Source organism: Lentibacillus jeotgali (assembly GCF_000224785.1).
GTDB lineage: Bacteria > Bacillota > Bacilli > Bacillales > Amphibacillaceae > Lentibacillus > Lentibacillus jeotgali.
In genome coordinates, this window is the sequence record NZ_AGAV01000014.1 from 1 (window position 1) to 24,876 (window position 24,876).

A 24,876-nucleotide genomic window follows, 5' to 3' on the forward strand; every position below is an offset into this window, starting at 1 on the left:
GAGACCCCACAGCGAGCGTTCTTTGCGAGCGAGGAGGCTTGTGGTGAGCCCACGGAAAGCGAGTATATTCCAGCTGCGTCGTTAGAGATTCTCGCTAACTTCTGGTTTGTGTCGCAGTTTATATCAACTGCGTAAAAACGCAGTAAAATATGCGAAAAATAACTGGTTTTTATATTCGCTTCGCAGACTGGGTTTTCATACTGAAAAACCCATTACACTAAAAAAGTAACAGCATGGATGGGCTGTTACTTTTCTGAAATGCGATAAAATTATCTCTGTTCTTACATCAACGATCGGGCATGTTTTCGCTTTTGTTCTGTAATTGCTTCAGCTATTTTTCCTCCATGAAAGCGCCCGTTTTCAATAAAAATTTCGTTGTTGTTGTAGCCTGCTGCAACGACTCCGGCTACATAAACGCCAGGTATATTCGTTTCCATGGTTTCCGGATCAAAGAACGGCCGGCCGGAGCTCTCATCCACCCGGACACCTGTCTGCTTCAATAACTGAAAGTCGGGCTTATAACCGGTCATCGCAAACACATAATCATTTTCGATTTCTTTTGTTTCATTTCCTGCTGTATAGATAACTTTATCTGCAGTTATTTCTTTTATATGCGCATTAAATTCCATCTGGACAATTTCCTTACGCACAAGTGAATCAAATTCCGGTAAAATCCATGGTTTGATACTTTTCGAGTATTCATCACCGCGGTATAACACGGTAATATTTGCTCCCGCCTTATTAAGTTCGAGTGTTGTGTCAACTGCGGAGTTTTTCCCTCCGATAACAACCACATTCTTATTGAAAAATGGATGCGCTTCTTTAAAGTAATGCATAACCTTTGGCAGGTCTTCACCAGGAGTATTCATCATATTTGGCTGGTCATAATAGCCTGTTGCAATGATAACATTCCCCGCTGTATAAACTTGCTTTTCCCCATTCTCTTTTTGTGTTTCAAGCGCAAAGCTGTTTTTACCCGAAGCGTTAATACTGATAACTTTTTCAAATGAGTTGATTCTTAAGTTTTTCCGGCTGGCAACTTCCCGGTAGTAGGACAAAGCCTGATTGCGAACCGGCTTTTGCTTTTCCGTTATAAATGCCACTTCACCAATTTCCAGCTTATCACTTGAACTGAAAAATGTTTGGTGGGTCGGAAAATTGTAGATTGTATTGACCACATTTTCCTTTTCGATGACTAATGGATTGATCCCATTCTCCTGGAGAGTAATCGCGCAGGACATCCCGCATGGCCCGCCACCTACAATGATTGTATTCTCACTTTGCATCGTACGCACTTCCTTATAATAATGTTTTGAAAACTGTCTGTTCATCGGATTATTTGCTGTTTTATCATAATAAAAAACTCCTATCCAACTATACAAGATAAGAGTTTTTTCGTCACTAATTTCGTTTTAAAGTCTCCAACAAAATCGGACTGATAAGGCAGCCGTTTGTATCAGACCCAGCCGCGGAATCTTGCCGCTTCAGCCATTTTACGGACACCAGCCATATAGGCTGCTAAACGCATATCAACACGTCTCGTTTCCGCCGTATTGTAAATATTGTTGAAGGATTTGATCATAATTTCGTGAAGTTTTTTATCAATTTCTTCTGCTGACCAGTAGTACCCTTGGTTATTTTGCACCCATTCAAAGTATGAAACTGTCACACCGCCTGATGATGCAAGTACGTCGGGAACAAGCAATTTACCCCGTTCTGAAAGAATTCTGGTCCCCTCCAGAGTTGTAGGACCATTGGCAGCTTCGACAACGATGCTTGCTTTAATGTTATGGGCATTTTCTTCAGTTATTTGATTTTGTACCGCAGCAGGTACAAGGATATCGCAATCAAGCTCCAGTAATTGTTTGTTGGATATCGTATTTTCGAATAGTTTTGTGACGGTTCCAAAACTATCCCTTCTATCCAGCAAATAATCTATATCGAGTCCATCAGGATCGCTAAGAGCACCGTAAGCATCCGAAATGGCGACTATTTTGGCACCTGCATCATACAGGAATTTCGCCAGAAAGCTTCCGGCATTTCCAAAACCTTGAACAACGACTCTCGCCCCTTTAACATCAATACCTTTTTTCTTGGCAGCTTCATTGATGCAAATTGTTACACCTTTAGCAGTTGCAGACTCTCTACCGTGTGAACCTCCAAGGACAATCGGTTTTCCAGTAATGAAGCCAGGGTTGTTAAATTCGTCAATACGGCTGTACTCATCCATCATCCATGCCATGATTTGCGAGTTTGTGAAAACGTCAGGCGCAGGTATGTCCTTGTTTGGACCTACAATTTGACTGATCGCCCGGACATAACCACGGCTGAGTCCTTCCAGTTCACGGAAAGACATCTCACGCGGATCGCAGACGATACCGCCTTTACCGCCGCCATATGGCAAATCAACAATACCTGCTTTTAAGCTCATCCAAATAGATAAAGCCTTTACCTCTTTTTCGGTAACATTCGGATGAAACCTGACACCGCCTTTTGTCGGGCCGACAGAATCATTGTGCTGTGCACGGTATCCGGTAAAGATTTTAATGGAACCATCGTCCATGCGGACAGGGATTCTCACTGTCATCATGCGCATAGGTTCCTTCATTAATTCAAACACTTCATCAGGGTAACCCAATTTTTCCAGTGCGTTTTTAACAACAGTCCGTGTTGAGGCTAACACATCCATACTTTCGCTATTTTCTTTGGTAGAGTCTGCTGCGTTATCGGCTACCATGAATTTACCTCCTAGATATCGAAAAAAATTTTATTTATAGCTGTACTCAGAGTTTAGTATACACGTTCCTACCAAATATGCAATAAAATAAGTTGATTTTATTTGTGCAAAAGGAAAAAACATGAAGGCGTTTTCGTGAATTGTCATTGACCAGTTCACGTCAGCTGTAAAATGTATCAATCAGCTGCTTGACAGCTGATTCACTCATGATCACTTTCCCGTACTCTTTCAGCCTGTAGGACGTAATAATACTCGGAAAAGAAAACTCCGACATTATTGCAATCACATTCTCTCTATGGCCTTGAGGCAGCTCACCCTCATTAAATAACACGTAATAACAATGATCCATATGATAAATTTGACCGCCATTTATATCTGAAGCTTCCAAATAACTCGCCACCTGGATGATATCTTCAAAATCGTCGAAGGCAAAAATTAACTCTTTGCTCTCGTCCAAGGTGACTTTCATTTCCACAAAGTCTTCATCCCACTCTGAACTGCTGCCATTTCGGGTCACGAACACATGCATACCCTGAGCTTGCATTAAATGAACCTGAACCAGCAGTTCACCTTCGAGCTCAAACCCCAGTTCAGTACTCGCTTCATACATCATATCACTGAACAAGTGACGTACATTAGCTGCATCATACCATAAATCCTCTTTGGTAAAACCACGGTCTATTAAGTCGTCAAACGTCAGAAATATGGCGAATTGGTTGTTGGATACCCGCTCAATACGCATAAAGCATCCCCCTTCTAGCTTACATTTTAAAACCTGCTCGGCATTGTAATCAAAATGTCCGTTTACAATCAGCAGCTGTTTCTTTACTAATACTATATGCATCTGCGGCAGTTGTTGAACATTATAATTATTATTTGTCACTTTGAATGCTCTATAATATTTTAAGTCAATATATCCGAACCATTATTATACAGGTGAAAAGACTGCATGGAAAGCGTAAAAATTGGGCACCTTGCTACAGTCTATATTTACTATCAAGGCTCCGAAGGCCTCACAAATATAAGCAATATGTATACTGAATTTAGTTTACACCTTTAATGAAAAGCCAAAAAGACAGGTTTCCGTACTACATACGACTGATAACATCGATGAGTTCTTCTCCCCACAAATAAAACGACACGCTGAGTATAAAAATTAAAACTATAACCACAGATGCTAACCGTACAGATGCGCTACTGAGTTTGAATGTCGTTCGCTTATTATGGCCGCCATGCACTTCTTTTCTTGGGGGCAGGTTTAAGATGTCAATGTCGCGCTTTGTCTCTGCTTCCGGTTCAACTATCGTCTTTTTCTCTTCATTTTTTTGTTGACCTGCACTCTCTACTTCATCCAGGATTTTCTGAAGCTCTGCTCCATGATTATTATAATCTCTTGATTCGTTCATAATGTTCTGCACCTCATTTCTGAAAGCGAATGATAATCCCTAACACAAAATCCACTGTAAAATGAGCTATAATTGTAGTGAGTAAGTTTTCTGTTAGAACAAAAATATATCCGATATAGAAACTTACAAACAAAACTGAAATAAGCAATACTGGTTTCTTCAGGTAACGAATATGCACAAGTGCAAATAAAATGCTTGCTGCTAGATAACCGAATACTGTCTGAATCACACCGCGAAACAGCAGTTCTTCGGTAATGGAAACCATTAATGCAATACTAAAAGTTCCGGAGATGGGGCGATTTTTAAAGATTCTATCATTTATTCCGCCATCGTCATAGTACCTTTTAGGAAAAATATACATGAGCAATAAATCAACAGCGACAATAATAAATCCCGGTACTAAACCGTAATAAATAAAATCATTAATATCAATGCTGAAATAGTCAAACCAGTCCGAAACGTTATCAAACAAGAGAATGCTTAAAAATATACTTAAAATCAGCAATAACGACTGGGAAAAAATCAGTTGTTTTGTTAATTCTTTATCTGTTAATTGCTTAACAATCTCGCTTTGTTTCATGGTTGATCTCCAATAAAAAACAGCTTTTTTAATTTGGCTTCCCATGAAGAAACGTTCTCACTGGCTTGGGTTTGCTCCGGTTGCCAGCTTGTAAAGGAAAAGCCACAATTGCTGCAGCAGGCGTACAGTGGGGTATTGTAACCGCTCTGGAAACCTTTGTAAAGATGATCCCGCAAACACTGTTCATTATTTATCCAGCCGATGATTTCATCAAGTTTTCTGTCTTTTAAAACTGATCTTTCTGCTATGAATGCCTTAATATGTCTGATAGCATGTTCCCATCGTTCTTGTTGAAATACAAGTCGGTTTTCTTTAATTATACCATGCCTTTCCATCTGATAACGTAAAAATCGCCACTGGATTTCATTGAGCTCCAACATTTCATGCACTTCCTCTGCCGGCGGAAGTTGTGGATTTTGTAGATATAATTGATATAGCTCTCTAAACAAATGATTTATATTTTCCACAGAAGGCAGTTCATTTGCAAGCATCGACTTGGGAAGGACCTCATCACCAGGAGCGTATAGCAACAGACTGACACTTGATTTTCCATCTCGGCCGGCTCTTCCAATTTCCTGTAGATAGGATTCCAACTGCAGCGGAAAATGATAATGCAGAATGAGACGGATATCCTGTTTATTGATTCCCATACCAAAGGCACTTGTACAGCAAATCACATCAATCTGATCGTTCATGAACTGTTGTTGTATCGAAATCCTGTCTACCTGGTCCATCCCTCCGTGGTAATAGGCAATACGATGCGAGGGAAGTTTATTGGACAGTATCACAGCAATTTCCTCGGTTTTTCGTTTACTGGAAAAATAAATCAATGTCGGTACACGATATCGTTTTAATAACTTAATAATCATTTCTTGTTTTTGTCTATCCTCATTTACTTTTTGTACCGTTAATGTAATATTTTCCCGGTCCATAGGATAAATATGACTGACAATGCCTGGCCTGTTTAACGATGTGATAATATCGTTCTGTACTTCTTTGGTTGCTGTTGCACTTAATGCCATAACAGTCGGGTTATTCATTTGCTTTATAACATTACCAAGCCGCAAATAGTCAGGCCTGAATTCATGTCCCCACTGTGAAATACAATGTGCTTCATCGATCACAAATAAATCGATCATCATTTGTTTCAGGCGATGAATAATGTCTTGATGCTGTAGAATCTCCGGAGACAGATAAATCAGCTTGTACTGATCCAACTGCTGTAAAACACGTTTTTTCTCACGGGGATTCATAAAGCTGTTTAATGCTACAGCTGCTTTAAATCCCGTGGCCTTAAGCTGTCTAACCTGATCCTCCATTAATGAAATAAGCGGCGAAACAACAATCGTAGCACCTTTAAACAGACTTGCAGGCAATTGGTAGCAGAGCGATTTTCCTGAACCGGTCGGAAGAACGGCAAGCACATCATACCCGTCCAATATATCGTTTATAATTTCTTCCTGACCCGGCCGGAACGAAGAAATATGAAATTGGTTTCTTAACTGTTCATTTAGTTTTTCCTTTATCAACGTCATCACCTTGTTATGATATTTTCTCCACAGCCAGTACGAGTCGAATCTGAAAATAACTGATCGCTTCGCTTACTTCCTGTTTAATGGCTTTTAATTTAAAGGATGAGATTTTTTTGGCAGCAGCCAGAATTTCCTTCTGTTCATCTGCTGTCACGTATGTTTCAAGCGGGAAATTCTCATCATACAACGCAATCTCAACCATATGATCATAGATTGTATTCAACTTTAAATGACGCATTTCGGCAATTTCTTCTGCCGAATATTGCTTATTCAGCAAACCTTTTGTCTTACCTGCTGAATTCGTGATTCCCGCCTCTTGTGGCAGATCCTGTAAAAAGCGTGTGAACAGAGGATATACTGCCGTATTCCGGCTGATGATTGTCAGCATACGATGAATGATAGCAGTTTTGATTAATGGAATATCAAGCTGGTTCAATCCATAGAGTTCTGCAATCTGAAATCTGCTCATTCCATAATGGTTGTACCCTGTGAGGCTGTCAACAAAAATATTTGCCTCCATATCCGAATAATTCTTCAATAATTGATAGAGTTCTTCATGAAGTTGGTTCAGAAAAACTGCCTGATTCTGATACAATTGCTGATACTGTTTTTTCACCCAATTTGTTGCGACCGATTTATCGATGACAGGAATAAAATGAAAATTATTTTTTCTGCTGTTTGTCATTGTCTGAATGAGCAGAAGCAGTCTTTCCAGAAAAACAGGTGCTTTCTGATAATAATCCATCCCGTTAAAATAATTAATCGGAACATGTTCTTGATGCTCATGAAGCCAATTTTCTCCACGAGCGGTCGTTTTTGCTGTGTTGTCATTATACAAGGCCAGCAAGTTACCGTCGGCCAGTTTATGTATGTGTTTATCAAAATCCTGTTTTTGCAGCATGGGATATATTCCATAAAAACGATTCAATTGGTATAGGTGTGAATCCTGCACCGTTTGAATCGAACGTTTTCCTTTTAGTAAGTGGTAGACTGCCGAAATACTTCGTCCATCTTTAAATCTGGAGCAGCATGACATGACAATATAATCAAACAGCAATAGAGGCCCCCCTTTCGATAAATCTAATACACTTTCATGTCAATGATAACACGTTCTGACGCAGTTGAAATGTGTAACATACTTTTTTACAATAGAAGGTGTGGCAACAGGTTCTTTTAAATGGGAGAGATTAGATGCCGAAATATACAATAGTGGATCAGGAAACGTGTATTGCCTGCGGGGCATGCGGAGCGACCGCTCCTGATATATACGATTATAACGATGAGGCGCTTGCCTATGTTATTCTGGATGAGAACGAGGGGATTGCTGAGGTGCCGGAGCACTTGGAGGATGATGTGCTCGATGCATATGAAGGGTGCCCGACAGACTCCGTTAAGATCGCTGATAATCCTTTTCACGGAGACCCATCAAACTATGAGGAGTGTTAGAAAACATATCTTTATTTTGGCATACAGCGGCTTCCTTGCCGCTGGTTTTGTCTTCTAATGGACAGTTTTGATGAGAAAAACAGATAAAAATACCAGCTTGTCAACTGATATTTTGCAGATAGAAACGGTTATTGGCATACTTTTTAAAGAAGTGGCTGATAATCGGATACAATAAAGTAATGAACACAGCATTGCCAATAGCGTGATACGTATCAAACGGCAAACCTGCCAGATAATAAGGCCAAAATTTACCAGCGATGGAATACGTGGTCAACGAAATAATTAGACCGTATAAAAATCCACAAAAGATTGAAAACAAAACGATGATATATACCGGAACCCTTCGCGGATATTTCCCTAAAAAGCTGCTGATAAGTCCGATCAATGCCCAGGAAACTACCTGCCAGATAGTCCAGATCCCCATTCCCAATAGCATATTGGATAAAAACGTTGTTAATAATGCGAGTATGGTGGCCGCTGCCGGACCAAGCAGCAGACCGCAAATGATGATCAAAGATGTGACAGGCTGAACATTGGGGAGAAATGTAAACGCACTTCTACCAACCACCGCAAGTGAAGCAAGCAAAGCCAGTAAAGTCAGCTTGTAAGTGTTCATCAGATTATTCCCATGCCTGTAAATCGAATGTTACTTTATCGCCAGGCGATAATTCATATTCGGCGGCGCCCACATTTGCCATTTCACCATTCACCTTGAAGATCCAAGACTTTTGTTCATCTTCCTTGGCGGAAACTCGTTCGATGGAAGTGATAAATTGTCCGTTCTCTTTCGTTTCTACATAAAAATTCTCCTGCAGTACGTCCATTAGTACAGCGCCTTCTTCTATCTCAATTTCTTTTTCTGCAATGTATTCGGATCCTTGATCTTTGCTTATTGTCATTCGGATTTCATCTTCGCTGAGTTCACCATCCGTGTTTTCATTTGTTGAAGTCTTGGTACCGTTATTTGATTCAGATTGCTCCCCTCCCCCGGCACTGCAGCCAGCTATTAATCCGATAACCACCAGTATCGAGGCAATTCGTAAAAACAATTTATTCATTTTCGTTCCTCCTGTGTGTCAGTTTTGGACTGTTTCTAAAAACAACAAACAATCCGAATACAGCCTTAAGGAAAAGCAGTGATGGAACCCAAAAGCATTGTTAATAATGAAAGCATCAGAATACTAAAAAAGCCAACCTCCTTCAAAGGTTAGCTAAAAGACAATCGAAACATACATGCTGAATTCATATATATCGTTTTCGGTTGTCCCAATCACTCAAATCCTCGGAGCATTGAAACATTAGACATTGGCAGGTCTACTGACTTGTGACTCATACCTACTCTAAGCCCTTCCCGTACGGTATGCCATACAGTGGTCTATGCTTATTTCGTCAATCACATACAGTTGCGAGGGCAGTTCCAGACTTTCACTGGATTCCCTTTTAAGTGGCTGTTCAATAAGTCCGCTAAATGAAGTTTCACTTTATCGTCCTTTTTGAACACGCTCATTAAGCTTTAACACCAATATCTATTACGCTTATTAAGATTTCTGGAATATAGTATCATAAACCCGTCGATTTTTCCAGCATATCTACAACGGAATTCTGATTTCAAACGTTGTGCCTTCATCCATCATACTTTTGACATTGATCGTTCCTTCATGTGTTTCAACGATATTTTTCGCGATCGCGAGCCCCAGCCCGGTACCTTTTTTCTTGCCATTCCTTGTTCGCGATTTATCTGCTTTATAAAAACGTTCAAAAACAAAAGGTATATCTTCTTCTGGAATACCGCTTCCGTTATCCTCTATTGACACTTTCAGTTCAGTATCTGTATTTTCAGCTGTTACTTTGACAAAGCCCTGTTCATTTGTATGTCTGATTGCATTGTCAATCAGGTTGGTGAATACCTGCTCCATTCGGTCAGCGTCCATCGATATATGGGATATGCTTAAATGGTTTTTTGAAATGAGCTGAACTTTACTTTCCTCAGCCAGCCCTCTGAATTTCTTCAGGATACGATCCAGAAATTTACCGGTATCAACGTTTTCTTTGTTTAACATAGTCTGGCCTGCTTCCATCCGGGCAAGATCAAGGAGTTCATTAACAAGTCTCCCCATACGAAGTGACTCTTCATGAATTATCTGTGCCAGATCATTTTTCTCTTCTTTGGAATCGGCGACATCATCAACGATTGCTTCGCTGTAACCCTGTAGCATTGATATAGGTGTCCGCAATTCGTGGGACACATTGGCAATAAAGTCCTGCCGCATCTTATCCAGTCGTCTTTCCTCTGTCATATCGCGAATGACAGCCACAGCGCCGCGCACATAAGACTGGTCATACAGTGGTGTCATGATCATGACCCATGTTCGCCCCTGTGCGTTAATTTCTCGAATCATTTCTTTTTCGTCCTGAATGACATTTTGTAAAATATCACCCAGCGGCTCAGGAGATTTTGGGTTACCATCGCCTGATTCAATACCATTTTCGTAATAGAGTTTTTCAATAAATTGCTCTGCAGGCGAGTTGGTTACCAGCATATCACCGTTTCGGTTCAAAGTTATGACACCATCGGCCATTGAACTGACAATACTTGAAAACTGTTCCTTTTCTTGTCTCAAAGCATTAATATGGAATTTGAGCTGTCTTCCCATTCGATTGAAGGCCATAGCCAGTTCACCGATCTCATCATGAGTAAGAATCGGCACTTTTGTATTAAATTCTCCGCGAGTCAGATCAAGTGCTGCCTCCCGCATCTTTATCAGGGGTGAAGTGATTCGCGTTGACAGAAAAAAGGCAAAAATGGTTGTTAAAACAATGGCAATCCCGGCAGCCAGGAAGATAATTTTAGTCGTGTCAGCTTTGGTTTGATTAACGATATCAAGCGACTGATAAATAAAAACAGCTCCGTTCGGATTGATCGGAGTACCGACAATCATTGCTTTCACATCAGTGTTCGGCAGTGTCGTCTCCTTTTGGACATCCTCACCATTCCTGAAGACATTCACTAAATCTTCGTCATTCCGCAGCCACTGGGGATCAAGCTTATTTAAGTCACTATCAGTGCTGTCAGATGTACGGAATGTTCCATCACCATAAACGATGGCGACCCGACTCACTGGGTCTTTTAACAATTCAGCATTTTCCAGGGGCAGTTTCTGGTTATCATATTGCTCAACCATTTGGGACACTTTTGTCGCTGTCTGCATCATATCCTCTTCAGCTTCATTTACATGGAAATTTTCAAAAAAACCTAATAATAAAATTGTTAAAATAAATAACACAAAAGAAACTAGCAATAATATCGTTATTGCTAGCTTCCCAACAACACTACGCCAAAACATTATGCATCATCTGCCTCAAATTTATATCCGACACCCCAGACAGTTACAATCATATCTGCGGCCTGCTTGGATACATAATTTAATTTCTCCCGCAATCGTTTCACGTGTGTATCAACTGTACGTAAATCCCCGAAGAATTCATATTCCCACACTTCCTTCAGCAGTACTTCCCGGCTGAATACTTTATCGGGTTCTTCAGCCAGAAAGCATAATAATTCATATTCTTTCGGTGTCAGACTTACTTCGATACCGTCAGCTGTGACGCGATGGGCATCATAGTCGATTGTCAAATGAGGGAAAACAAGCAAATTTTTGGTTGGCTTCTCCGTTTCATGATAATTGCCGGAAGTAACACGCCTTAATACTGCTTTAACACGGAGCACGACTTCTCTCGGGCTGAAAGGTTTGACAATATAGTCATCGCTTCCGACTTCAAATCCCTGTACTCGATTGGATTCCTCTCCCTTTGCCGTCAGCATGATAAGCGGCGTATCCTTTTCCTTGCGCAATTCTTTGGTCATTTCAATGCCATCCATCTCCGGCATCATAATGTCCAGCAGTATAACATCATAGTCAATATCCAGTGCCATTTCCAGTGCTTTTTTGCCGTCCTCCGCTTCCTCTACTATAAAATCTTCTTTTTCAAGATACATTTTTACCAGCCGACGAATCCGATCCTCGTCATCCACTACCAAAATTTTTGGCTCTGCACTCATTGATACTCCCCCTTATCCAGGTTTTGTACGGTATTATATAAACGCTAAATAGTTATGCATAGGAGTGTAGCCCGGCCAGGATCAGGTTGACGGCAATCAGATTAAACATAATGATTGCAAACCCGCCCACGGCAAGCCAGGCTGATCGTTCGCCATGCCAGCCTCTTGATAGCCGTAAGTGCAAAAATGCTGCATAAAAAAACCAGGTCACCAATGCCCATACTTCTTTCGGGTCCCAGCCCCAGAAGCGGTCCCAAGCAATTTGAGCCCATATGGATGCAAATATTAAACCGCCCAGTGTGAATACTGGAAAACCGATGGCAACGGCACGGTATGATATTTCATCAAGCATGTCCGGCTTAGCTTTTTTCAAGAATGGCTGAATAGCTGCTCCTACACGTTTGCGAAGAATTAACCGGGTCAAACCGTATAACACAATGCCAGCCAATACTGACCAGATAAGCGTATTGAATTTTCTTGCCGCATCAACACCCTGCATCCAGCCCGGTGCATCAAATAATGGTTCCATTCTGTCACCCGTCAGCAGCTTGCCTTCATTCGGACCGGCAATCGGCGGCAAGTGGTAGTCCGTCGTAGTTGTTTGACCATTGAATGTATACTCAAATTCAGCGCTGTACCCTGATAGGTTGAATGCAGTTGAAATCACACTGAAACCGACAAAAATAAACAGTGAAAGCAGAACAATTTCGAGCCACGTTGTCCGTTTGCTGCGGACAGTCTGATCGATTTGTCTGATTAAATAAATAAGCCCTGCCACAAAACTGATTGATAAGATTGCCTCACCAAGGGATACTGTTGTGACATGAATATACAGCCAGTGACTTTGCAGTGACGGAACCAATGGCGCGATCTCAGTCGGGAACATACTGGCATAAGCGATTACAATCATTGCAATTGGGAGGGCGAATAATCCCAATATATTTAACTTGTAAATAAAGTAAATAATAATAAACGCAAACACGATTCCCATTCCGAAAAATGTCATGAATTCGAATAGGTTACTGACTGGTGCGTGTCCACTCGCCATCCACCTTGTTATAAAATAGACAATTTGTGCCAGAAAACCGATGATGGTTATGGTGATGCCTATTTTTCCGCTAATGCTTTTTTTCGCTTGTTTCTTATTTTCTTTGATTGTCGCCCCAAAAAATATTGTCGCAATCAAATAAAGGATAAATGCCGTATACAGCATTGTGCTGCTTATACCAACCAATGAATCCATTTTATATCCTCCTCCAGCTGTGGGGGTTCAGTTATTCGATTTCCTGCTGGTCTTTAACCATCTTAACATTGGTATCTTCAATAATATGTTCAATATCTTTCTTTAAACCATACCAGTTTTTATTCGTATGGCCTGCTACCATCATACCCTCACTTTCCGGATGCAGCCAAATCCGGCGGTGGTGCCAGTACATGCCCTGGATGACGCCAATCATGAAAATGGCTGCACCGATGATAAATAATGGAAGCGTATAGTCGCGTCTGACCGTTAAGCCACTAGCATAACGGGTTTCAAAGTTTTCAATGCCCAATTTATAATCGTTCTCACCGGTCGCATCCACATTCCTTCCAATACCGACAAAACTTATTTCTGATTCTTCATTTCCCGGTGGATTTACATTGAAAACGAAAGCTGGGTTCCTTGGGTAATTCGTTTTGGATCTCGGTTCACCCTCATCCATCTCATAATCTGGGTAATACTGACTGACTGTAACACTGAAACCATTATCCAGGTTATATTCGTTTTTTGGATCGGTCAGATCGACTGTAAACGAACCTAGCGATTTTTCATCTGGGTCATTTGTTTCATGAACCTTAAATGTCATACTTTGAAATTCATTTTGCTGATATCCGGACTGATAAAGTGTATAACTGTCAAATTTCAAAGGATGATTCAACTTTATCTTTTCTTCCTTCACTTTCTCAAGTTTGGGTTCGGCTCCTGCCACTTTTTCGCCGGTCTCTTTATAAATGACAGCGTTTGTCTGATAGTTTTTTGCAACATTTCCTTCCTGGGCAATGGCTTCTTGAAAACGTGGATCATTTTCATCATAGGTTTCCAGAATAAAATCCTTGTTCTTAATGTGATATTCACCATCTGTGCCCGGGATAACGGTTTGTTCACCTTCCCGAACCCACACATATTCATCAAGATACATGAACGGCGTCATGCGTAATAAGGCAGCAATCAGGACAATAATCAGACCGATATGGTTCACGTACGGCCCCCAGCGGGAGAACCTGCCTTTCTCTGCCAATATATGACCATTCTCTTCATGAACCTTATACCGTTTTTTCTTTAGCTTGGTAATCAGTTTTGCTTTGTCGTCATCCGTTGTATTATCTGTTTCACTGAATAAACGCTGGCGTTTTAAAAATTGTGTATGACGCCTTGGCCGTTGTCTTTTCAGTGCTTTGTACAATGGCACGAACCGGTCAATGCTGCATATGACGAGTGAAATCCCGATTAATGCAATCAGCAGCATATACCACCATGAACTGTATAAATTATGAAAACCCAATTGATAGTATATTTGTCCCAAAATTCCATACTGGGATTCATAATAGATGGACGGATCACGGGATGCAGCGTTTGCAGGTATGTACTGTTCCTGGGGGAAGATTGTTCCCAGACCTGAAGCAATCAAAGCGAGAACAATCAGCCAGACCCCGACTTTAACCGAGGAAAAGAAATTCCATGTTTTATCAACAATTGATTTATTATATGTCTGTGATCGGCGGGCACTTCCATCATATCGCATATTGAGCAACTTGCGTTTATCATTGCCATCGATATGCTGATTTCCTTCTACCGGTTTACCGCATGCTTCACAAAGCACTGTTCCCTCCGGATTAACATGCCCGCACTCACATTTAATTTTACTCATTCGTATCCCTCACAATTAACGCATCCTTTACTGCTCCGGCTGTATCTGCTGCAGATAACCCTCGATCTTGTCCAGCGTCAGGCCACCTTCAACAACTTCTTCAATTTCACCGTCCGGATTGATGAAGAATGTAGTTGGAAGCGGCTCGACATTATAAGCGTTCATCACTTCTTCATTGGAATCATACGGTACAGGGAATGTCAAATCGTATTTATTGATGAATTTATCTACAACGAATTTTGTTGTATCAAGGTTCACAGCAACAATTTCGACACCTTTCTCTTTATACTCGGGGTAAAGAGATTGCATATAGGGCATCTCGTCTTCACAAGGATCACACCATGTGCCCCAAAAATTTAGCATGACACCCTTGTTTTCCAAGTCGCTCAATTGAACCGTTTCACGCTCGTTATTTTCGTTTATCTGTTCAAGCTTGAAATCGGGCGCCTCAGTGCCAGCTTTAACAGCTGTTTCATCCTGGGTTAAATTAGACACTAAAGCATAGACAACGGCGGCAAGCAATACTGCCAGTACAACGGTTCTGAAAATCAGCCGGTTTCTTTTTTTCTGTTTTTTATTTGATTTTGATTGATTATTATTCATGATTGCTCACTCCTTACGCCATTATACCACGTAAACAGTATGATAAATTTGTCCATTAATCAACAATTTGACTACTCGCTGAAAGCCGCATCTTTTTTACTTCGTGGGGGGTCAGCCGCCGGTAGTCGCCCGGTTGCATCCCTTTAAGTGTTAGCAAACCATATCTTTCTCGTTTCAGTTTTGAGACAGGGTATCCGAGCGACTCCATCATCCGCCTTATATGCCGGTTTTTTCCTTCATGAAGGGTCATTTCGATGATCATATGATTTTTTTGTCTGTCCGTTTCAAGGATTTTATACCCGACGATCTTTAACAGTTCATCGTCCGAATGGATTCCTTTACGGAGCCTGTTGAGCTCGCGCTTGTCCGGGATCCCCTTTATTTTCGCAACATAGACTTTATCGATACCATATCTTGGGTGCATCAGGAGATTGGCAAAATTTCCATCGTTGGTTAATAATAAAATACCGGAAGTATCGTAGTCCAGCCGGCCTATGGGATAAATACGCTCCTCCACTTCACCAAGGTAATCTGTAACAACCTTCCGCCCTTTATCGTCTTCAATGCTGGAAATGACGCCCCTTGGCTTGTACAGCATGTAATAAACAGGTTCTTCCTTTTCTAGCTGTACACCTTCCACGTCAACTTTATCCTGCGGGCTGACTTTTGTTCCCAGCTCCGTGACTGTTTTGTTATTTACCTTTACTTTACCGTCAATAATTAGTTTTTCGGCTTTTCTTCGGGAAGTCACCCCGCTTTGGGCGATTACTTTCTGCAGTCGTTCGAATGAATTTGTCATCATATCACCATTTTCTTTAATTCTTACCATAATAATAGCGTTAACCATATGTTAACGCTACTCTAACAGTTTATCCAAATATTAATGTAACGATAATAACCGAGGCAATTATACCAACAAGGTCACTTAATAGTCCAACTTTTAGCGCGTACCGCATTTTTCGGATGCCGACTGCACCAAAATAGATAGTTAATATGTATAGAGTTGTATCCGTACTACCTTGCATGGTTGATGCCAGTCTTCCTATGAACGAATCAGGCCCGTATGTCCCGATTAGTTCTGTCGTCATTCCCAGTGCAGCTGTTCCGGAAATAGGTCTTACCATTGCCAGCGGAATAATTTCCGGTGGTACACCGATAAAGACCAGAACCGGCGAAATCAGCTGAATAAATGCATCCAAGGCACCCGAACTTCGAAGGATTGATATGGCGACAATCATACCTACTAAAAAAGGGAGTAAAGAAAATGCCATTTTGACACCGTCTTTCCCCCCTTCGACAAACGTTTCATAGGTCGGCACACGCTTCCACGTTGCAGCAAGGAGCACAATCAGAAGGAAACATGGTATCAGCCAGGTGCTGATCAAGGTAATAACGCCCAAAATCTATCTCCCCCCAACGCTTCGGTAATAGAAGATTCGATCAATGATCAGCGCACTGATCGAGGAAATGAGTGTTGCTATTATGGTTGTACCGACAATTTCAGTTGGCAAAACAGAATCATATTGCATTCGGATGGAAATGACTGTTGTCGGTATTATTGTCAGACTGGAAGTATTTAAAGCAAGAAATGTTATCATTGATCTTGATGCAGTGTCTGATCCGCTCAGCTCCTTCATTTGTTCCATGGCTTTAATTCCCAAAGGTGTTGCTGCATTGCCTAGACCAAAAATATTTGCCGTAATATTGGATAGTATATACCCCATAGCAGGATGGTCTTTTGGTATCTCGGGAAAGATTCTTGTGATAACCGGTCTGAATAAGTTGGCTAGAAATCGTAATATCCCAGCCTCTTCGGCCACTTTCATAATCCCAAGCCAGAATACCAATATGCTGATCAGTCCAATGGATAAAGTCACAGCTTCTTCTGCACTTTCAAATAAGGCCTCATTAACCTCATCCATTGTTCCATTAAACATGGCATAGATAATTCCGATAACTGCCATTAAAGCCCATATGATATTAACCATTGGAATCAAACCCAGTTATCAATTGATACACCGATACGATATCGCTCAGGAAAGCCGATTCATGGCGTTCCGAATATATGGGGGTTTCTGTAACTGGCACAGCATCTACAAAATAAATCGTTTTTCCGATCACATCTTCTGCTGCACCAGGATTATCTTGTAAGATGAATGATTTGCTCTCGATATCTTCTTGTTCATTTTTTTGCAATGGCAGTGTTATATTCTGATGGAGATAACCAGTAACTCGATTGCCGGAGTCTGTCATTTGGTAAATCGTTTCCCCTTTTTGGTCAATCGTTGTCATATCAAAGTTATCAAATCCCCACTCAAACATTCCAATATGATCACGCCAATCATCGGGCCCATCCAAGGTAACCGCAATCAGTTCCATATCATCCTTTAAAGCGGAACTTACCAGAGTCCTCCCTGCGATTCTGGTAAATCCGGTTTTCCCTCCGTTTGTATGTTCATACATCCCAGTCAGTAATTTGTTTTTATTTTTCCAGGAATATGCTCTGTTTTCCGATTTATAGCTTTCAGTTTTAGTTACCTCCCTGAAAGTTTCATTGTCCATCGCATAACGCATTAAGAGGGCCATATCATAAGCTGTGGAATAATGATTGTCAGAATCAAGCCCATGCGGGTTATCAAAAGAGGTGTTCGTCATACCAAGCCACTCTGCTTTCTGGTTCATTAAATGGACAAAGCCTTCCATACTTCCACCGACATGCTCGCTTATGGCTACAGCTGCATCGTTGCCGGAACGCAGCATTAATCCATAGACAAGATCTTTCAGCTTTATTTTTTCTCCATTTTCCAAATAAATGGAAGAGCCGATGGCATTGACTGCGCGATTGCTAACTGTGACCGTTTCGTTCAATTCCCCGGATTCAATGGCAATGATCGCAGTCATGATTTTTGTGATACTTGCAATTGGCTGCTGTTCATGTGCTTGTCTTTCAAAAAGCACCCTGCCTGATGATTGTTCCATCAATACGGCATTATTTGCTGATACTCCTGGATTTGCTTGTCCGGTATTTGGGTAAAAAAGACTGCTTATCAAAAAAAGGGCAAGTACTATTGCGGCATTACGCATACATTTTCCTCCCGCAGACGATTGGTTTTCCAATACAGTTTATGCGTCTCCTGTAGAAGGATATGCTAATAAAAACCGAATTGTCTCGACCAAAGGGGTAAAACTGACACTTAAGCAAAAAATCCTTACTGTTGTAAGCAAGGATTTTAACATAAAGGCTTTTATTTATAATCAGTATCATCCATATGTTCCGTAAATTTTTCAAAAAACAGATCAGTCTCCTGCTCAAGCTGATCAGTGTCGATACCTTCAGGGAGAGGCGGCAATTCTTCAAGCGATGTTAATCCAAAAAAAGTCAGGAAGTCTTTTGTTGTGGCAAATAGCATGGGACGTCCGGATCCTTCCTTCCTCCCTATTTCCTCAATCAATGATCTGGCCATCAATGTCTGTACAGGGCGGTCACTTTTAACACCGCGTATATCTTCAATTTCGGTTCTGGTAATGGGCTGCTGATATGCAACGATTGCCAATGTTTCCAGGGCCGCCTGGGACATTCTCGCCGTCTGCGGCGTTTCAAGCAGCCTTTTGAAATACGGACTATGTTCAGGTTTGGTCGTCAAATGGAATACGTCATGTGATTGCATTAAAAGTATTCCGCGCTCTGTGTTGTTATAATCATACTTTAATTTTTCCAGTAACTGTTCAATTGTTTGCTCAGGTATATTCAAAACCCGTGCTAATTGTTTAATCGTAATGCCCTCATCACCGCTGGCAAATAATAAGCCTTCTGTAATTGCCTTTAGTTCATTGAATTCCACGATTTCTCCCCCAAATAGAATACATACAATTGATCGAAATGGTGTTGCTGCTCGCATGTAACTTGATTGTTTTTCATTAGCTCCAGTATTGCCATGAATGTCACGACTACATGAGAACGAGATGGGTAGTCAAACAGCTGGTCAAAAGATACCCCTTCTGCAGAATGCTTCACCAAATCAAGAACTTCAGTCATTCGCTGCTCAATCGGAATATCACTGCTTTTAACTCTAGTTTCCAGCGGTTCATTCCACTTTTTACGCTCGAACATTTTTCCTAAAGCATCAAGCATATCGTAGATGGATACGTCCCCTCTGGTGACAGGCTGAGTGGTTTCATAGTGCTCGAATGCTACGGGTGGTCTCGTGAAAATTTGATTAGCTTTCAATTCCCTGTCTTGCAATTTTTGGGCGGCATCTTTATATTTTCGGTATTCAATCAAACGCTGCATCAATTCTTCCCGCGGGTCTTCCGTATATTCATCATCAGCTTCTTCTATTTCCTGTATTGGCAGAAGCATCTGGCTTTTCATGGCAAGCAATGTCGCAGCCATCACCAAATATTCACTGGCGATATTTAATTCAAGGCGCTGCATTGTATGAATATAGTGCATGTACTGCTCGGTTATCTGAGCTACAGGGATATCATATATATCAATCTCATACTGGTTGATCAAGTGCAGCAAAAGATCAAGAGGACCTTCAAAAGCATCCAACTTCACTTGATATGGCTGATTCACAACTGTTCTCCTTTCATTTACAGCAATACTTATCCACCTTAACACGTAGTCAGCTGAATAAAGTTTCGTAAATTTGAAATAAACGCCCATACAAGGTGATGACTGTTGTCATAGGTTATTAACGTAAGATAAATGTTACCAAAAAAACATTTATTCGTTAAGCAAAAAAGGAGGAGTATCATTATGAGTTATAACTATGGCGGAGGATTTGCGCTGATCGTTGTATTGTTCATCCTTCTGATTATTGTCGGTGCTGCTTGGATGTAAGCATTATCCGGCTGGGTGGCAACCCCACTCAGGCAAATATTTACAAACAAAAGCCAGCTCTATAAAAAGGAGCTGGCTTTTGTTTAGTCACTTTCTTCGTTTCGCTGCTGTTCCTCTTCAATCGATTTATTCAGAAATTGCTGTATCGTTTCATCAGCACAGACTGCATACTTATCACCAAACATGTTCTGGATTTCTTTCACCATCATTTTGCCAATCCCTGAATTTCGATGTGAAGGGTTGACAGATATATGCTGGACAACCGCGTCAATATCATTCTCAATGCGCACGCCGATTGCACCCAGCACATCTTCATTCTTCCATAAGAAAAGGTGCCAATTCGGATTGGTTTCATATTCTTTAATGGTCTGCTGTAATTTTTTCACATCTTTCTCTTCAGGCATGAAAGATAATAAGCCCATTGCAATCTTTTCATAATTCTTTTTGTAACGAATAAACATAAATATCCCTCATTATGATAGTAACTCACCAATCAAAAAGAGCTGAATATACCCAATATGAATGACTACTCATGCACACTGGATAAACGTTTGTATATATAGTTATGCAGCATCAGGCTTTATTTGTCAACACTGAACGCTGATTATACCCTCAATAAATTTGCAGGCTAACTAAAAATTAAATACAAATCAATGGTTAATTCCCCTCATGATATCAGGAATAAGAAGAATTAAAGCAGCAGTCAATCCCCTTTATGCTGATACAAAGCTGACTTTTTATTCTTATTCATCATTACGATATTTTCACATCAACATACACGTGCTTATTTGCGTCTAATAGCTTCAAAAACTGTATAACCATCTGACTCTTTCCCTTTAAAACGAAATGGAATGATATTAATGAAGGCTATCCATAAATTAAATAGTAACATTAACAGTAAATAGCTGCCAGGATATACATAATATATAATGGCGCAAATACCTGCAGCCAAAAGACTGCTGAACGGCCCAAAGACAGCTATCCTGATGCGTTCAGCCGGCTGGTACGGCGCTTGGCGTTCACTGTATGCCATCCCCCCGATAAAGAAGAATAGACGGATTGCGATATGCATCTTGTTCCATATCGTACGGTAAACGATGCTGCCGGCACCTATCGTCAGCGAGATTTTATCAGCTCCAACTGATTTTGCACCAAGCATATGGCCCAGTTCATGGATCGCCGTCCCTGCCGGAGCAACCACGAAAATCAGATACAGGAATATATAAATGTCCATATCTATTATTCTGTCGTGATTTTTACTTCTTTCATAACATCGCCATTTTTCATTGATTTAGCAAAGTCAATCCCCGAAGTTACCTGGCCAAAGACAGTGTGGATCCCATCCAAATGCGGCTGTGGTTCATGAACAATAAAAAATTGACAGCTACCGGTATCTTTTCCGGCATGAGCCATTGAGAGCGATCCTTCCATATGTTTGTGCGGATTTCCTTCTGTTTCACATTTGATCGTATAGCCGGCATTCCCGGTGCCGGTCCCGTTTGGACAGCCGCCTTGACTAACAAACCCGTCAATCACCCGGTGAAATGTTAACCCATCATAAAAATTGCTGTTAGCCAGCTTTTCAAAATTTGCTGCAGTGTTTGGTGCTTCATTTGGATAGAGTTCGAATTCTATTTTATTTCCGTTTTCCAGCAATATATACCCTTTCTTCTGCATCGTCTATGTCTCCTTTTCTCTATTCTTACATTATTTTAGCTGACCTTTCTTCAGAAAACAACAACATCATTCATATGATAGATCATTTTTCACGACATCTTGATATGATTCACGCTGGACTACCAGATGATCCCGGCCATTTTCTACAAAAACCACAGCTGCTTTAGCAAAACGATTATAATGGTTAGCCATTGAATAACCGTACGCACCTGTTGAAAATACAGCCAGAATATCGTTGCTTTCAACAGCTGGCACAGGCAGATCCCACATAAGCATATCGCCTGATTCACAGCATTTGCCAGCTATAGAAACCGTATCTGTTACTGGTTGGGCTGCCTTGTTTGCCAATACGCCTTCATATTTCGCATTATAAAGGGCGGGACGTATATTATCAGTCATACCTCCATCAACTGCAACGTAATGGCGTACACCGGGGATCTCTTTTATGGAGCCAACCGTATATAGTGTTATCCCGGCATTACCTGCAATAGCACGCCCGGGTTCAATCCATATTTCAGGCAGAGGTAAATTAAAGTATGCCGCCTGTTCCTGAACAACGACCGATAATTCCTTCACATGTACAGAATAATCAAGCGGTTTATCCTCTTGTGTATAGCGGATGCCAAAGCCGCCCCCAAGGTTGAGAACCTCCGGCGTATAATCATATTTTTCATGCCATTCAGCTAATTTCTGAAAAAGAACTTTTGCCGCCAGCAGAATCTCTTCTGTTTCAAATAATTGAGAGCCGATATGACTGTGCAAACCTTTGAATTGAATATGCTCGCTTCGCTGTAACTGTAAAAATGCCTCATCAGCCTGTCCATTAGCCAAATTAAAACCAAACTTGGAATCTTCATTGCCGGTTACAATATAATCATGTGTATTTGGCTCAATCCCCGGAGTCACGCGCATTAATACATTCATCGCTTTGTTTTTCCGCTGCAGAATGCTATTGATTAGTTCAATTTCATAAAAATTATCGGCAACTATACACCCTATGTCATATTCGATGGCCATTTCCAGTTCGTCAATACTTTTGTTATTGCCATGCATATGTATTTTATCTGCAGGGAATCCTGCTTCCAGTGCTGTGTATAATTCGCCCTGTGATACCACATCAAGACTTAATCCTTCCTGTTTAATTACCTGAAGCATTGCAACAGATGAAAAGGCCTTACTGGCATACGCTACTTGCGCCGGAACGCCAAGCTCCCGAAACGTTTCGACAAAAGCTCTGCAATTCTCTCGGATTAACGAAACATCATAAACATACAGCGGTGTGCCATATTTTTCTGCCAGGGCTACCGAGTCAATTCCTCCGATTGCTAGATGTCCTGCTTCATTTAAGTTGAATGGATGGTAATCCAGTATCATATTAAATTCCCCCGTTTAATTCTGATTGACTTTTTCAAAAATCAGAAAACCCGATATCTGCATTATGTGAATGCGGATATCAAAGTTTTCTATGTTAATTGAAATTCAGATGTCTTAAAGTGTAAAGATACTTTACCATACAAAAGCCAAAAACGAAAGAGGAAGCGTTCAGAGTTGAAGTGTTCGCTTTCCTTGTTTTTCATTTTCGGATAACATATGCCCTAGGATTTCGGCTGCCTATAATCATTTTTAGGATGGACGATACTCGGACGCTTCTTGGAGTAAGGTACTGGAACACGTAATACCACTTCAATCATTGCTCTCGCATCAAACGGTATAAACGGCCACATATATGGTGTATGCAATGATTTTAACTGAATAAGATATAATCCATAAAGGGTAAGACCGACTGTAAAGCCAATCGCGCCGAAAATTGCTGTAAATAGAATTAATACTATCCTCGCAATTTTATTAGCTACGCCTAACTCATAACTTGGGGTCACATATACCCCAATAGCACTAACCGATACATACAAAATAACCTCGGGACCAAACAGCCCGACATCAATGGCAATCTGTCCGATTAGGACTGCAGCGATTAACCCCATCGAGGTTGCTAGAGGAGTCGGTGTATGGATAGCGGCCATCCGTAAAAACTCAATTCCTAAATCCGCAAGTATGATTTGAATCGTAATCGGAATTGTCCCTTCCTCTTTAGGCCCAATAAATGCAAGTTCCTTTGGTAATAATGACGGATCCAACGCAAACAACAGCCACAAAGGCAATAGAAAAATCGATAACATAATCGCAATCATTCTTGCCCAGCGCATAACGGTACCGACTACCGGTGACTCACGATATTCCTCAGCATGCTGTGTGTGGTGAAAAAAGGTCGTCGGCAATATCATAACGCTTGGTGAAGTATCCACAATCAGTACGACATGCCCTTCCATCAGATGAGTCGCTGCAACATCAGGCCGCTCGGTATACCGGACTAATGGATATGGCTTCCATTTTGGACCGACTATAAATTCTTCCAAGGTTTTATCCGTCATCGTAATGCCGTCAATTTCAATTTGATTCAAGCTGTTTTTAACAATTTCAATCAGATCTCTGTCGGTAACATCATCGATATAACATAGACAGATATCCGTTTTCGATCTTTCGCCGACTTTAAGCATTTCGTGACGAAGCCTGGCATCGCGGATTCGCCTTCTTGTCAATGCCGTATTTTCGATAATATTCTCTGTATAGCCATCACGGGATCCTCTGACAACATGCTCTGTATCAGGCTCTTGCGGTGTGCGACCAGGATAATTACGCACATCCACAATAAACGCATATTTTACCCCATCAATAAAAATAACCACTAAACCGGATAATACCTGATCGACAACCTCATCCAAGGATTGTGTTCGCTCCACCTGCTGATAAATTATCCGGTTTTCAACGATTTCCGAAACCTTTTTCTTGTTAATTTCATCATCATTGATTTGAATAAGCTGACGCATGATTTGCTGTACCACCGAAGCATCACAGAGTCCGGTAACGTAATACAGCTGAATTTTCGTTTTTAGAACGACTAATTCGCGAAAACCAAGATCAAACGATGTATCCAGCCCAACATTATCCTTCATGTATTGCTTGTTTTTTTCTATTTTAGCGTAAATCGGACTTTTATTTTGGTTCTGACTCATAAGATTCAA

27 protein-coding genes and 1 riboswitch are annotated in these 24,876 nt (G+C 41.0%); of the genes, 2 read left to right on the plus strand and 25 right to left on the minus strand.

Features of this window, described 5'->3' with window-relative positions:
- Positions 1 to 281 precede the first annotated feature (281 nt).
- The 7 genes from ON01_RS09680 to ON01_RS09710 form a co-directional block, all read right to left on the minus strand.
- On the minus strand, positions 282 to 1,286 hold the full coding sequence (locus ON01_RS09680) for a YpdA family putative bacillithiol disulfide reductase (RefSeq protein ID WP_010530839.1): 1,005 nt from the start codon (positions 1,284 to 1,286) through the stop codon (positions 282 to 284).
- Between the two features lie 170 nt (positions 1,287 to 1,456).
- Complete coding sequence (locus tag ON01_RS09685) at positions 1,457 to 2,737, minus strand: Glu/Leu/Phe/Val family dehydrogenase (protein ID WP_010530840.1); 1,281 nt, start codon at positions 2,735 to 2,737, stop codon at positions 1,457 to 1,459.
- A gap of 160 nt (positions 2,738 to 2,897) precedes the next feature.
- On the minus strand, positions 2,898 to 3,479 hold the full coding sequence (locus ON01_RS09690) for a genetic competence negative regulator (RefSeq protein ID WP_029329076.1): 582 nt from the start codon (positions 3,477 to 3,479) through the stop codon (positions 2,898 to 2,900).
- A 346-nt stretch (positions 3,480 to 3,825) separates the two neighbouring features.
- Positions 3,826 to 4,143: a hypothetical protein gene (locus ON01_RS09695; RefSeq protein ID WP_010530842.1), complete on the minus strand. Its 318-nt coding sequence runs from the start codon at positions 4,141 to 4,143 to the stop codon at positions 3,826 to 3,828.
- 13 nt (positions 4,144 to 4,156) lie between these two features.
- Entirely contained in the window at positions 4,157 to 4,723 is a 567-nt protein-coding gene (locus ON01_RS09700; protein WP_010530843.1) for a CPBP family intramembrane glutamic endopeptidase, read from the minus strand.
- The gene (locus tag ON01_RS09705; protein ID WP_010530844.1) at positions 4,720 to 6,258 is read right to left on the minus strand and encodes a RecQ family ATP-dependent DNA helicase; all 1,539 of its coding nucleotides are present in this window, start codon (positions 6,256 to 6,258) and stop codon (positions 4,720 to 4,722) included. The genes ON01_RS09700 and ON01_RS09705 overlap by 4 nt, the downstream gene beginning before the upstream one ends.
- A 7-nt stretch (positions 6,259 to 6,265) precedes the next feature.
- Complete coding sequence (locus tag ON01_RS09710; protein ID WP_010530845.1) at positions 6,266 to 7,312, minus strand: YpbB family protein; 1,047 nt, start codon at positions 7,310 to 7,312, stop codon at positions 6,266 to 6,268.
- Between the two features lie 134 nt (positions 7,313 to 7,446).
- On the opposite strand from ON01_RS09710, the gene ON01_RS09715 reads away from it, so the two are divergent.
- Entirely contained in the window at positions 7,447 to 7,701 is a 255-nt protein-coding gene (locus ON01_RS09715; protein WP_010530846.1) for a ferredoxin, read from the plus strand.
- 100 nt (positions 7,702 to 7,801) lie between these two features.
- Here the strand turns inward: ON01_RS09715 and ON01_RS09720 are convergent, their stop codons facing one another.
- From ON01_RS09720 to ON01_RS09780, 13 genes are all read right to left on the minus strand, one after another.
- Positions 7,802 to 8,317, minus strand: coding sequence for an ECF transporter S component (locus ON01_RS09720; RefSeq protein WP_010530847.1), 516 nt, complete (start codon positions 8,315 to 8,317; stop codon positions 7,802 to 7,804).
- Between the two features lie 4 nt (positions 8,318 to 8,321).
- Positions 8,322 to 8,759: a DUF4430 domain-containing protein gene (locus tag ON01_RS09725; protein ID WP_010530848.1), complete on the minus strand. Its 438-nt coding sequence runs from the start codon at positions 8,757 to 8,759 to the stop codon at positions 8,322 to 8,324.
- Positions 8,760 to 8,991: 232 nt separating this feature from the next.
- Positions 8,992 to 9,182, minus strand: a riboswitch (cobalamin riboswitch).
- A 108-nt stretch (positions 9,183 to 9,290) separates the two neighbouring features.
- Positions 9,291 to 11,045 (minus strand): ATP-binding protein, encoded by a 1,755-nt coding sequence (locus tag ON01_RS09730; RefSeq protein WP_010530849.1) that lies wholly within the window; start codon positions 11,043 to 11,045, stop codon positions 9,291 to 9,293.
- Entirely contained in the window at positions 11,045 to 11,761 is a 717-nt protein-coding gene (locus ON01_RS09735; protein WP_010530850.1) for a response regulator transcription factor, read from the minus strand. Before ON01_RS09735 ends, ON01_RS09730 begins: the two co-directional genes overlap by 1 nt.
- Positions 11,762 to 11,813: 52 nt before the next feature.
- Complete coding sequence (gene ccsB, locus ON01_RS09740; RefSeq protein ID WP_029329077.1) at positions 11,814 to 13,004, minus strand: c-type cytochrome biogenesis protein CcsB; 1,191 nt, start codon at positions 13,002 to 13,004, stop codon at positions 11,814 to 11,816.
- Between the two features lie 31 nt (positions 13,005 to 13,035).
- The gene (gene resB, locus ON01_RS09745) at positions 13,036 to 14,670 is read right to left on the minus strand and encodes a cytochrome c biogenesis protein ResB (RefSeq protein ID WP_010530852.1); all 1,635 of its coding nucleotides are present in this window, start codon (positions 14,668 to 14,670) and stop codon (positions 13,036 to 13,038) included.
- Between the two features lie 27 nt (positions 14,671 to 14,697).
- Positions 14,698 to 15,273 (minus strand): thiol-disulfide oxidoreductase ResA, encoded by a 576-nt coding sequence (resA, locus tag ON01_RS09750; protein ID WP_010530853.1) that lies wholly within the window; start codon positions 15,271 to 15,273, stop codon positions 14,698 to 14,700.
- Positions 15,274 to 15,328: 55 nt separating this feature from the next.
- Entirely contained in the window at positions 15,329 to 16,072 is a 744-nt protein-coding gene (locus tag ON01_RS09755) for a pseudouridine synthase (RefSeq protein WP_029329078.1), read from the minus strand.
- A gap of 70 nt (positions 16,073 to 16,142) precedes the next feature.
- A complete protein-coding gene (locus ON01_RS09760) occupies positions 16,143 to 16,673 on the minus strand; it encodes a spore maturation protein (RefSeq protein WP_010530855.1) in 531 nt (176 codons plus the stop codon).
- A 3-nt stretch (positions 16,674 to 16,676) separates the two neighbouring features.
- Positions 16,677 to 17,261, minus strand: coding sequence for a nucleoside recognition domain-containing protein (locus ON01_RS09765; RefSeq protein ID WP_010530856.1), 585 nt, complete (start codon positions 17,259 to 17,261; stop codon positions 16,677 to 16,679).
- A complete protein-coding gene (locus tag ON01_RS09770) occupies positions 17,254 to 18,357 on the minus strand; it encodes a D-alanyl-D-alanine carboxypeptidase family protein (RefSeq protein ID WP_010530857.1) in 1,104 nt (367 codons plus the stop codon). Before ON01_RS09770 ends, ON01_RS09765 begins: the two co-directional genes overlap by 8 nt.
- A gap of 161 nt (positions 18,358 to 18,518) precedes the next feature.
- Entirely contained in the window at positions 18,519 to 19,115 is a 597-nt protein-coding gene (gene scpB, locus ON01_RS09775) for an SMC-Scp complex subunit ScpB (protein WP_010530858.1), read from the minus strand.
- The gene (locus ON01_RS09780; RefSeq protein ID WP_010530859.1) at positions 19,097 to 19,852 is read right to left on the minus strand and encodes a segregation/condensation protein A; all 756 of its coding nucleotides are present in this window, start codon (positions 19,850 to 19,852) and stop codon (positions 19,097 to 19,099) included. Before ON01_RS09780 ends, scpB begins: the two co-directional genes overlap by 19 nt.
- A 183-nt stretch (positions 19,853 to 20,035) precedes the next feature.
- On the opposite strand from ON01_RS09780, the gene ON01_RS09785 reads away from it, so the two are divergent.
- On the plus strand, positions 20,036 to 20,119 hold the full coding sequence (locus ON01_RS09785) for a YjcZ family sporulation protein (protein WP_040912433.1): 84 nt from the start codon (positions 20,036 to 20,038) through the stop codon (positions 20,117 to 20,119).
- 83 nt (positions 20,120 to 20,202) lie between these two features.
- On the opposite strand, the gene ON01_RS09790 is transcribed toward ON01_RS09785, so the two are convergent.
- The 5 genes from ON01_RS09790 to ON01_RS09810 all read right to left on the minus strand — a co-directional run bounded on the left by ON01_RS09790 (position 20,203) and on the right by ON01_RS09810 (position 24,867).
- Positions 20,203 to 20,580 (minus strand): GNAT family N-acetyltransferase, encoded by a 378-nt coding sequence (locus tag ON01_RS09790; RefSeq protein ID WP_010530860.1) that lies wholly within the window; start codon positions 20,578 to 20,580, stop codon positions 20,203 to 20,205.
- A gap of 323 nt (positions 20,581 to 20,903) precedes the next feature.
- Positions 20,904 to 21,353 carry a site-2 protease family protein gene (locus tag ON01_RS09795; protein ID WP_010530861.1) on the minus strand — a complete coding sequence of 150 codons (450 nt, stop codon included), beginning with the start codon at positions 21,351 to 21,353 and terminating at the stop codon, positions 20,904 to 20,906.
- Positions 21,354 to 21,358: 5 nt separating this feature from the next.
- Positions 21,359 to 21,796 carry a peptidylprolyl isomerase gene (locus tag ON01_RS09800; RefSeq protein WP_010530862.1) on the minus strand — a complete coding sequence of 146 codons (438 nt, stop codon included), beginning with the start codon at positions 21,794 to 21,796 and terminating at the stop codon, positions 21,359 to 21,361.
- A gap of 66 nt (positions 21,797 to 21,862) precedes the next feature.
- Complete coding sequence (gene lysA / locus ON01_RS09805; protein ID WP_010530863.1) at positions 21,863 to 23,170, minus strand: diaminopimelate decarboxylase; 1,308 nt, start codon at positions 23,168 to 23,170, stop codon at positions 21,863 to 21,865.
- 221 nt (positions 23,171 to 23,391) lie between these two features.
- Positions 23,392 to 24,867 (minus strand): spore germination protein, encoded by a 1,476-nt coding sequence (locus tag ON01_RS09810; RefSeq protein WP_010530864.1) that lies wholly within the window; start codon positions 24,865 to 24,867, stop codon positions 23,392 to 23,394.
- Positions 24,868 to 24,876: the final 9 nt, after the last annotated feature.

Bases quoted from the DNA above. Each gene is read 5' to 3' on its own strand.
- ON01_RS09680 (WP_010530839.1), bottom strand. From the start codon at position 1,286: ATGCAAAGTGAGAATACAATCATTGTAGGTGGCGGGCCATGCGGGATG.
- ON01_RS09685 (WP_010530840.1), bottom strand. From the start codon at position 2,737: ATGGTAGCCGATAACGCAGCAGACTCTACCAAAGAAAATAGCGAAAGT.
- ON01_RS09690 (WP_029329076.1), bottom strand. From the start codon at position 3,479: ATGCGTATTGAGCGGGTATCCAACAACCAATTCGCCATATTTCTGACG.
- ON01_RS09695 (WP_010530842.1), bottom strand. From the start codon at position 4,143: ATGAACGAATCAAGAGATTATAATAATCATGGAGCAGAGCTTCAGAAA.
- ON01_RS09700 (WP_010530843.1), bottom strand. From the start codon at position 4,723: ATGAAACAAAGCGAGATTGTTAAGCAATTAACAGATAAAGAATTAACA.
- ON01_RS09705 (WP_010530844.1), bottom strand. From the start codon at position 6,258: ATGACGTTGATAAAGGAAAAACTAAATGAACAGTTAAGAAACCAATTT.
- ON01_RS09715 (WP_010530846.1), top strand. From the start codon at position 7,447: ATGCCGAAATATACAATAGTGGATCAGGAAACGTGTATTGCCTGCGGG.
- ON01_RS09720 (WP_010530847.1), bottom strand. From the start codon at position 8,317: ATGAACACTTACAAGCTGACTTTACTGGCTTTGCTTGCTTCACTTGCG.
- ON01_RS09725 (WP_010530848.1), bottom strand. From the start codon at position 8,759: ATGAATAAATTGTTTTTACGAATTGCCTCGATACTGGTGGTTATCGGA.
- ON01_RS09730 (WP_010530849.1), bottom strand. From the start codon at position 11,045: ATGTTTTGGCGTAGTGTTGTTGGGAAGCTAGCAATAACGATATTATTG.
- ON01_RS09735 (WP_010530850.1), bottom strand. From the start codon at position 11,761: ATGAGTGCAGAGCCAAAAATTTTGGTAGTGGATGACGAGGATCGGATT.
- ccsB (WP_029329077.1), bottom strand. From the start codon at position 13,004: ATGGATTCATTGGTTGGTATAAGCAGCACAATGCTGTATACGGCATTT.
- resB (WP_010530852.1), bottom strand. From the start codon at position 14,670: ATGAGTAAAATTAAATGTGAGTGCGGGCATGTTAATCCGGAGGGAACA.
- resA (WP_010530853.1), bottom strand. From the start codon at position 15,273: ATGAATAATAATCAATCAAAATCAAATAAAAAACAGAAAAAAAGAAAC.
- ON01_RS09755 (WP_029329078.1), bottom strand. From the start codon at position 16,072: ATGACAAATTCATTCGAACGACTGCAGAAAGTAATCGCCCAAAGCGGG.
- ON01_RS09765 (WP_010530856.1), bottom strand. From the start codon at position 17,261: ATGGTTAATATCATATGGGCTTTAATGGCAGTTATCGGAATTATCTAT.
- ON01_RS09770 (WP_010530857.1), bottom strand. From the start codon at position 18,357: ATGCGTAATGCCGCAATAGTACTTGCCCTTTTTTTGATAAGCAGTCTT.
- ON01_RS09785 (WP_040912433.1), top strand. From the start codon at position 20,036: ATGAGTTATAACTATGGCGGAGGATTTGCGCTGATCGTTGTATTGTTC.
- ON01_RS09790 (WP_010530860.1), bottom strand. From the start codon at position 20,580: ATGTTTATTCGTTACAAAAAGAATTATGAAAAGATTGCAATGGGCTTA.
- ON01_RS09795 (WP_010530861.1), bottom strand. From the start codon at position 21,353: ATGGACATTTATATATTCCTGTATCTGATTTTCGTGGTTGCTCCGGCA.
- ON01_RS09800 (WP_010530862.1), bottom strand. From the start codon at position 21,796: ATGCAGAAGAAAGGGTATATATTGCTGGAAAACGGAAATAAAATAGAA.
- lysA (WP_010530863.1), bottom strand. From the start codon at position 23,170: ATGATACTGGATTACCATCCATTCAACTTAAATGAAGCAGGACATCTA.
- ON01_RS09810 (WP_010530864.1), bottom strand. From the start codon at position 24,867: ATGAGTCAGAACCAAAATAAAAGTCCGATTTACGCTAAAATAGAAAAA.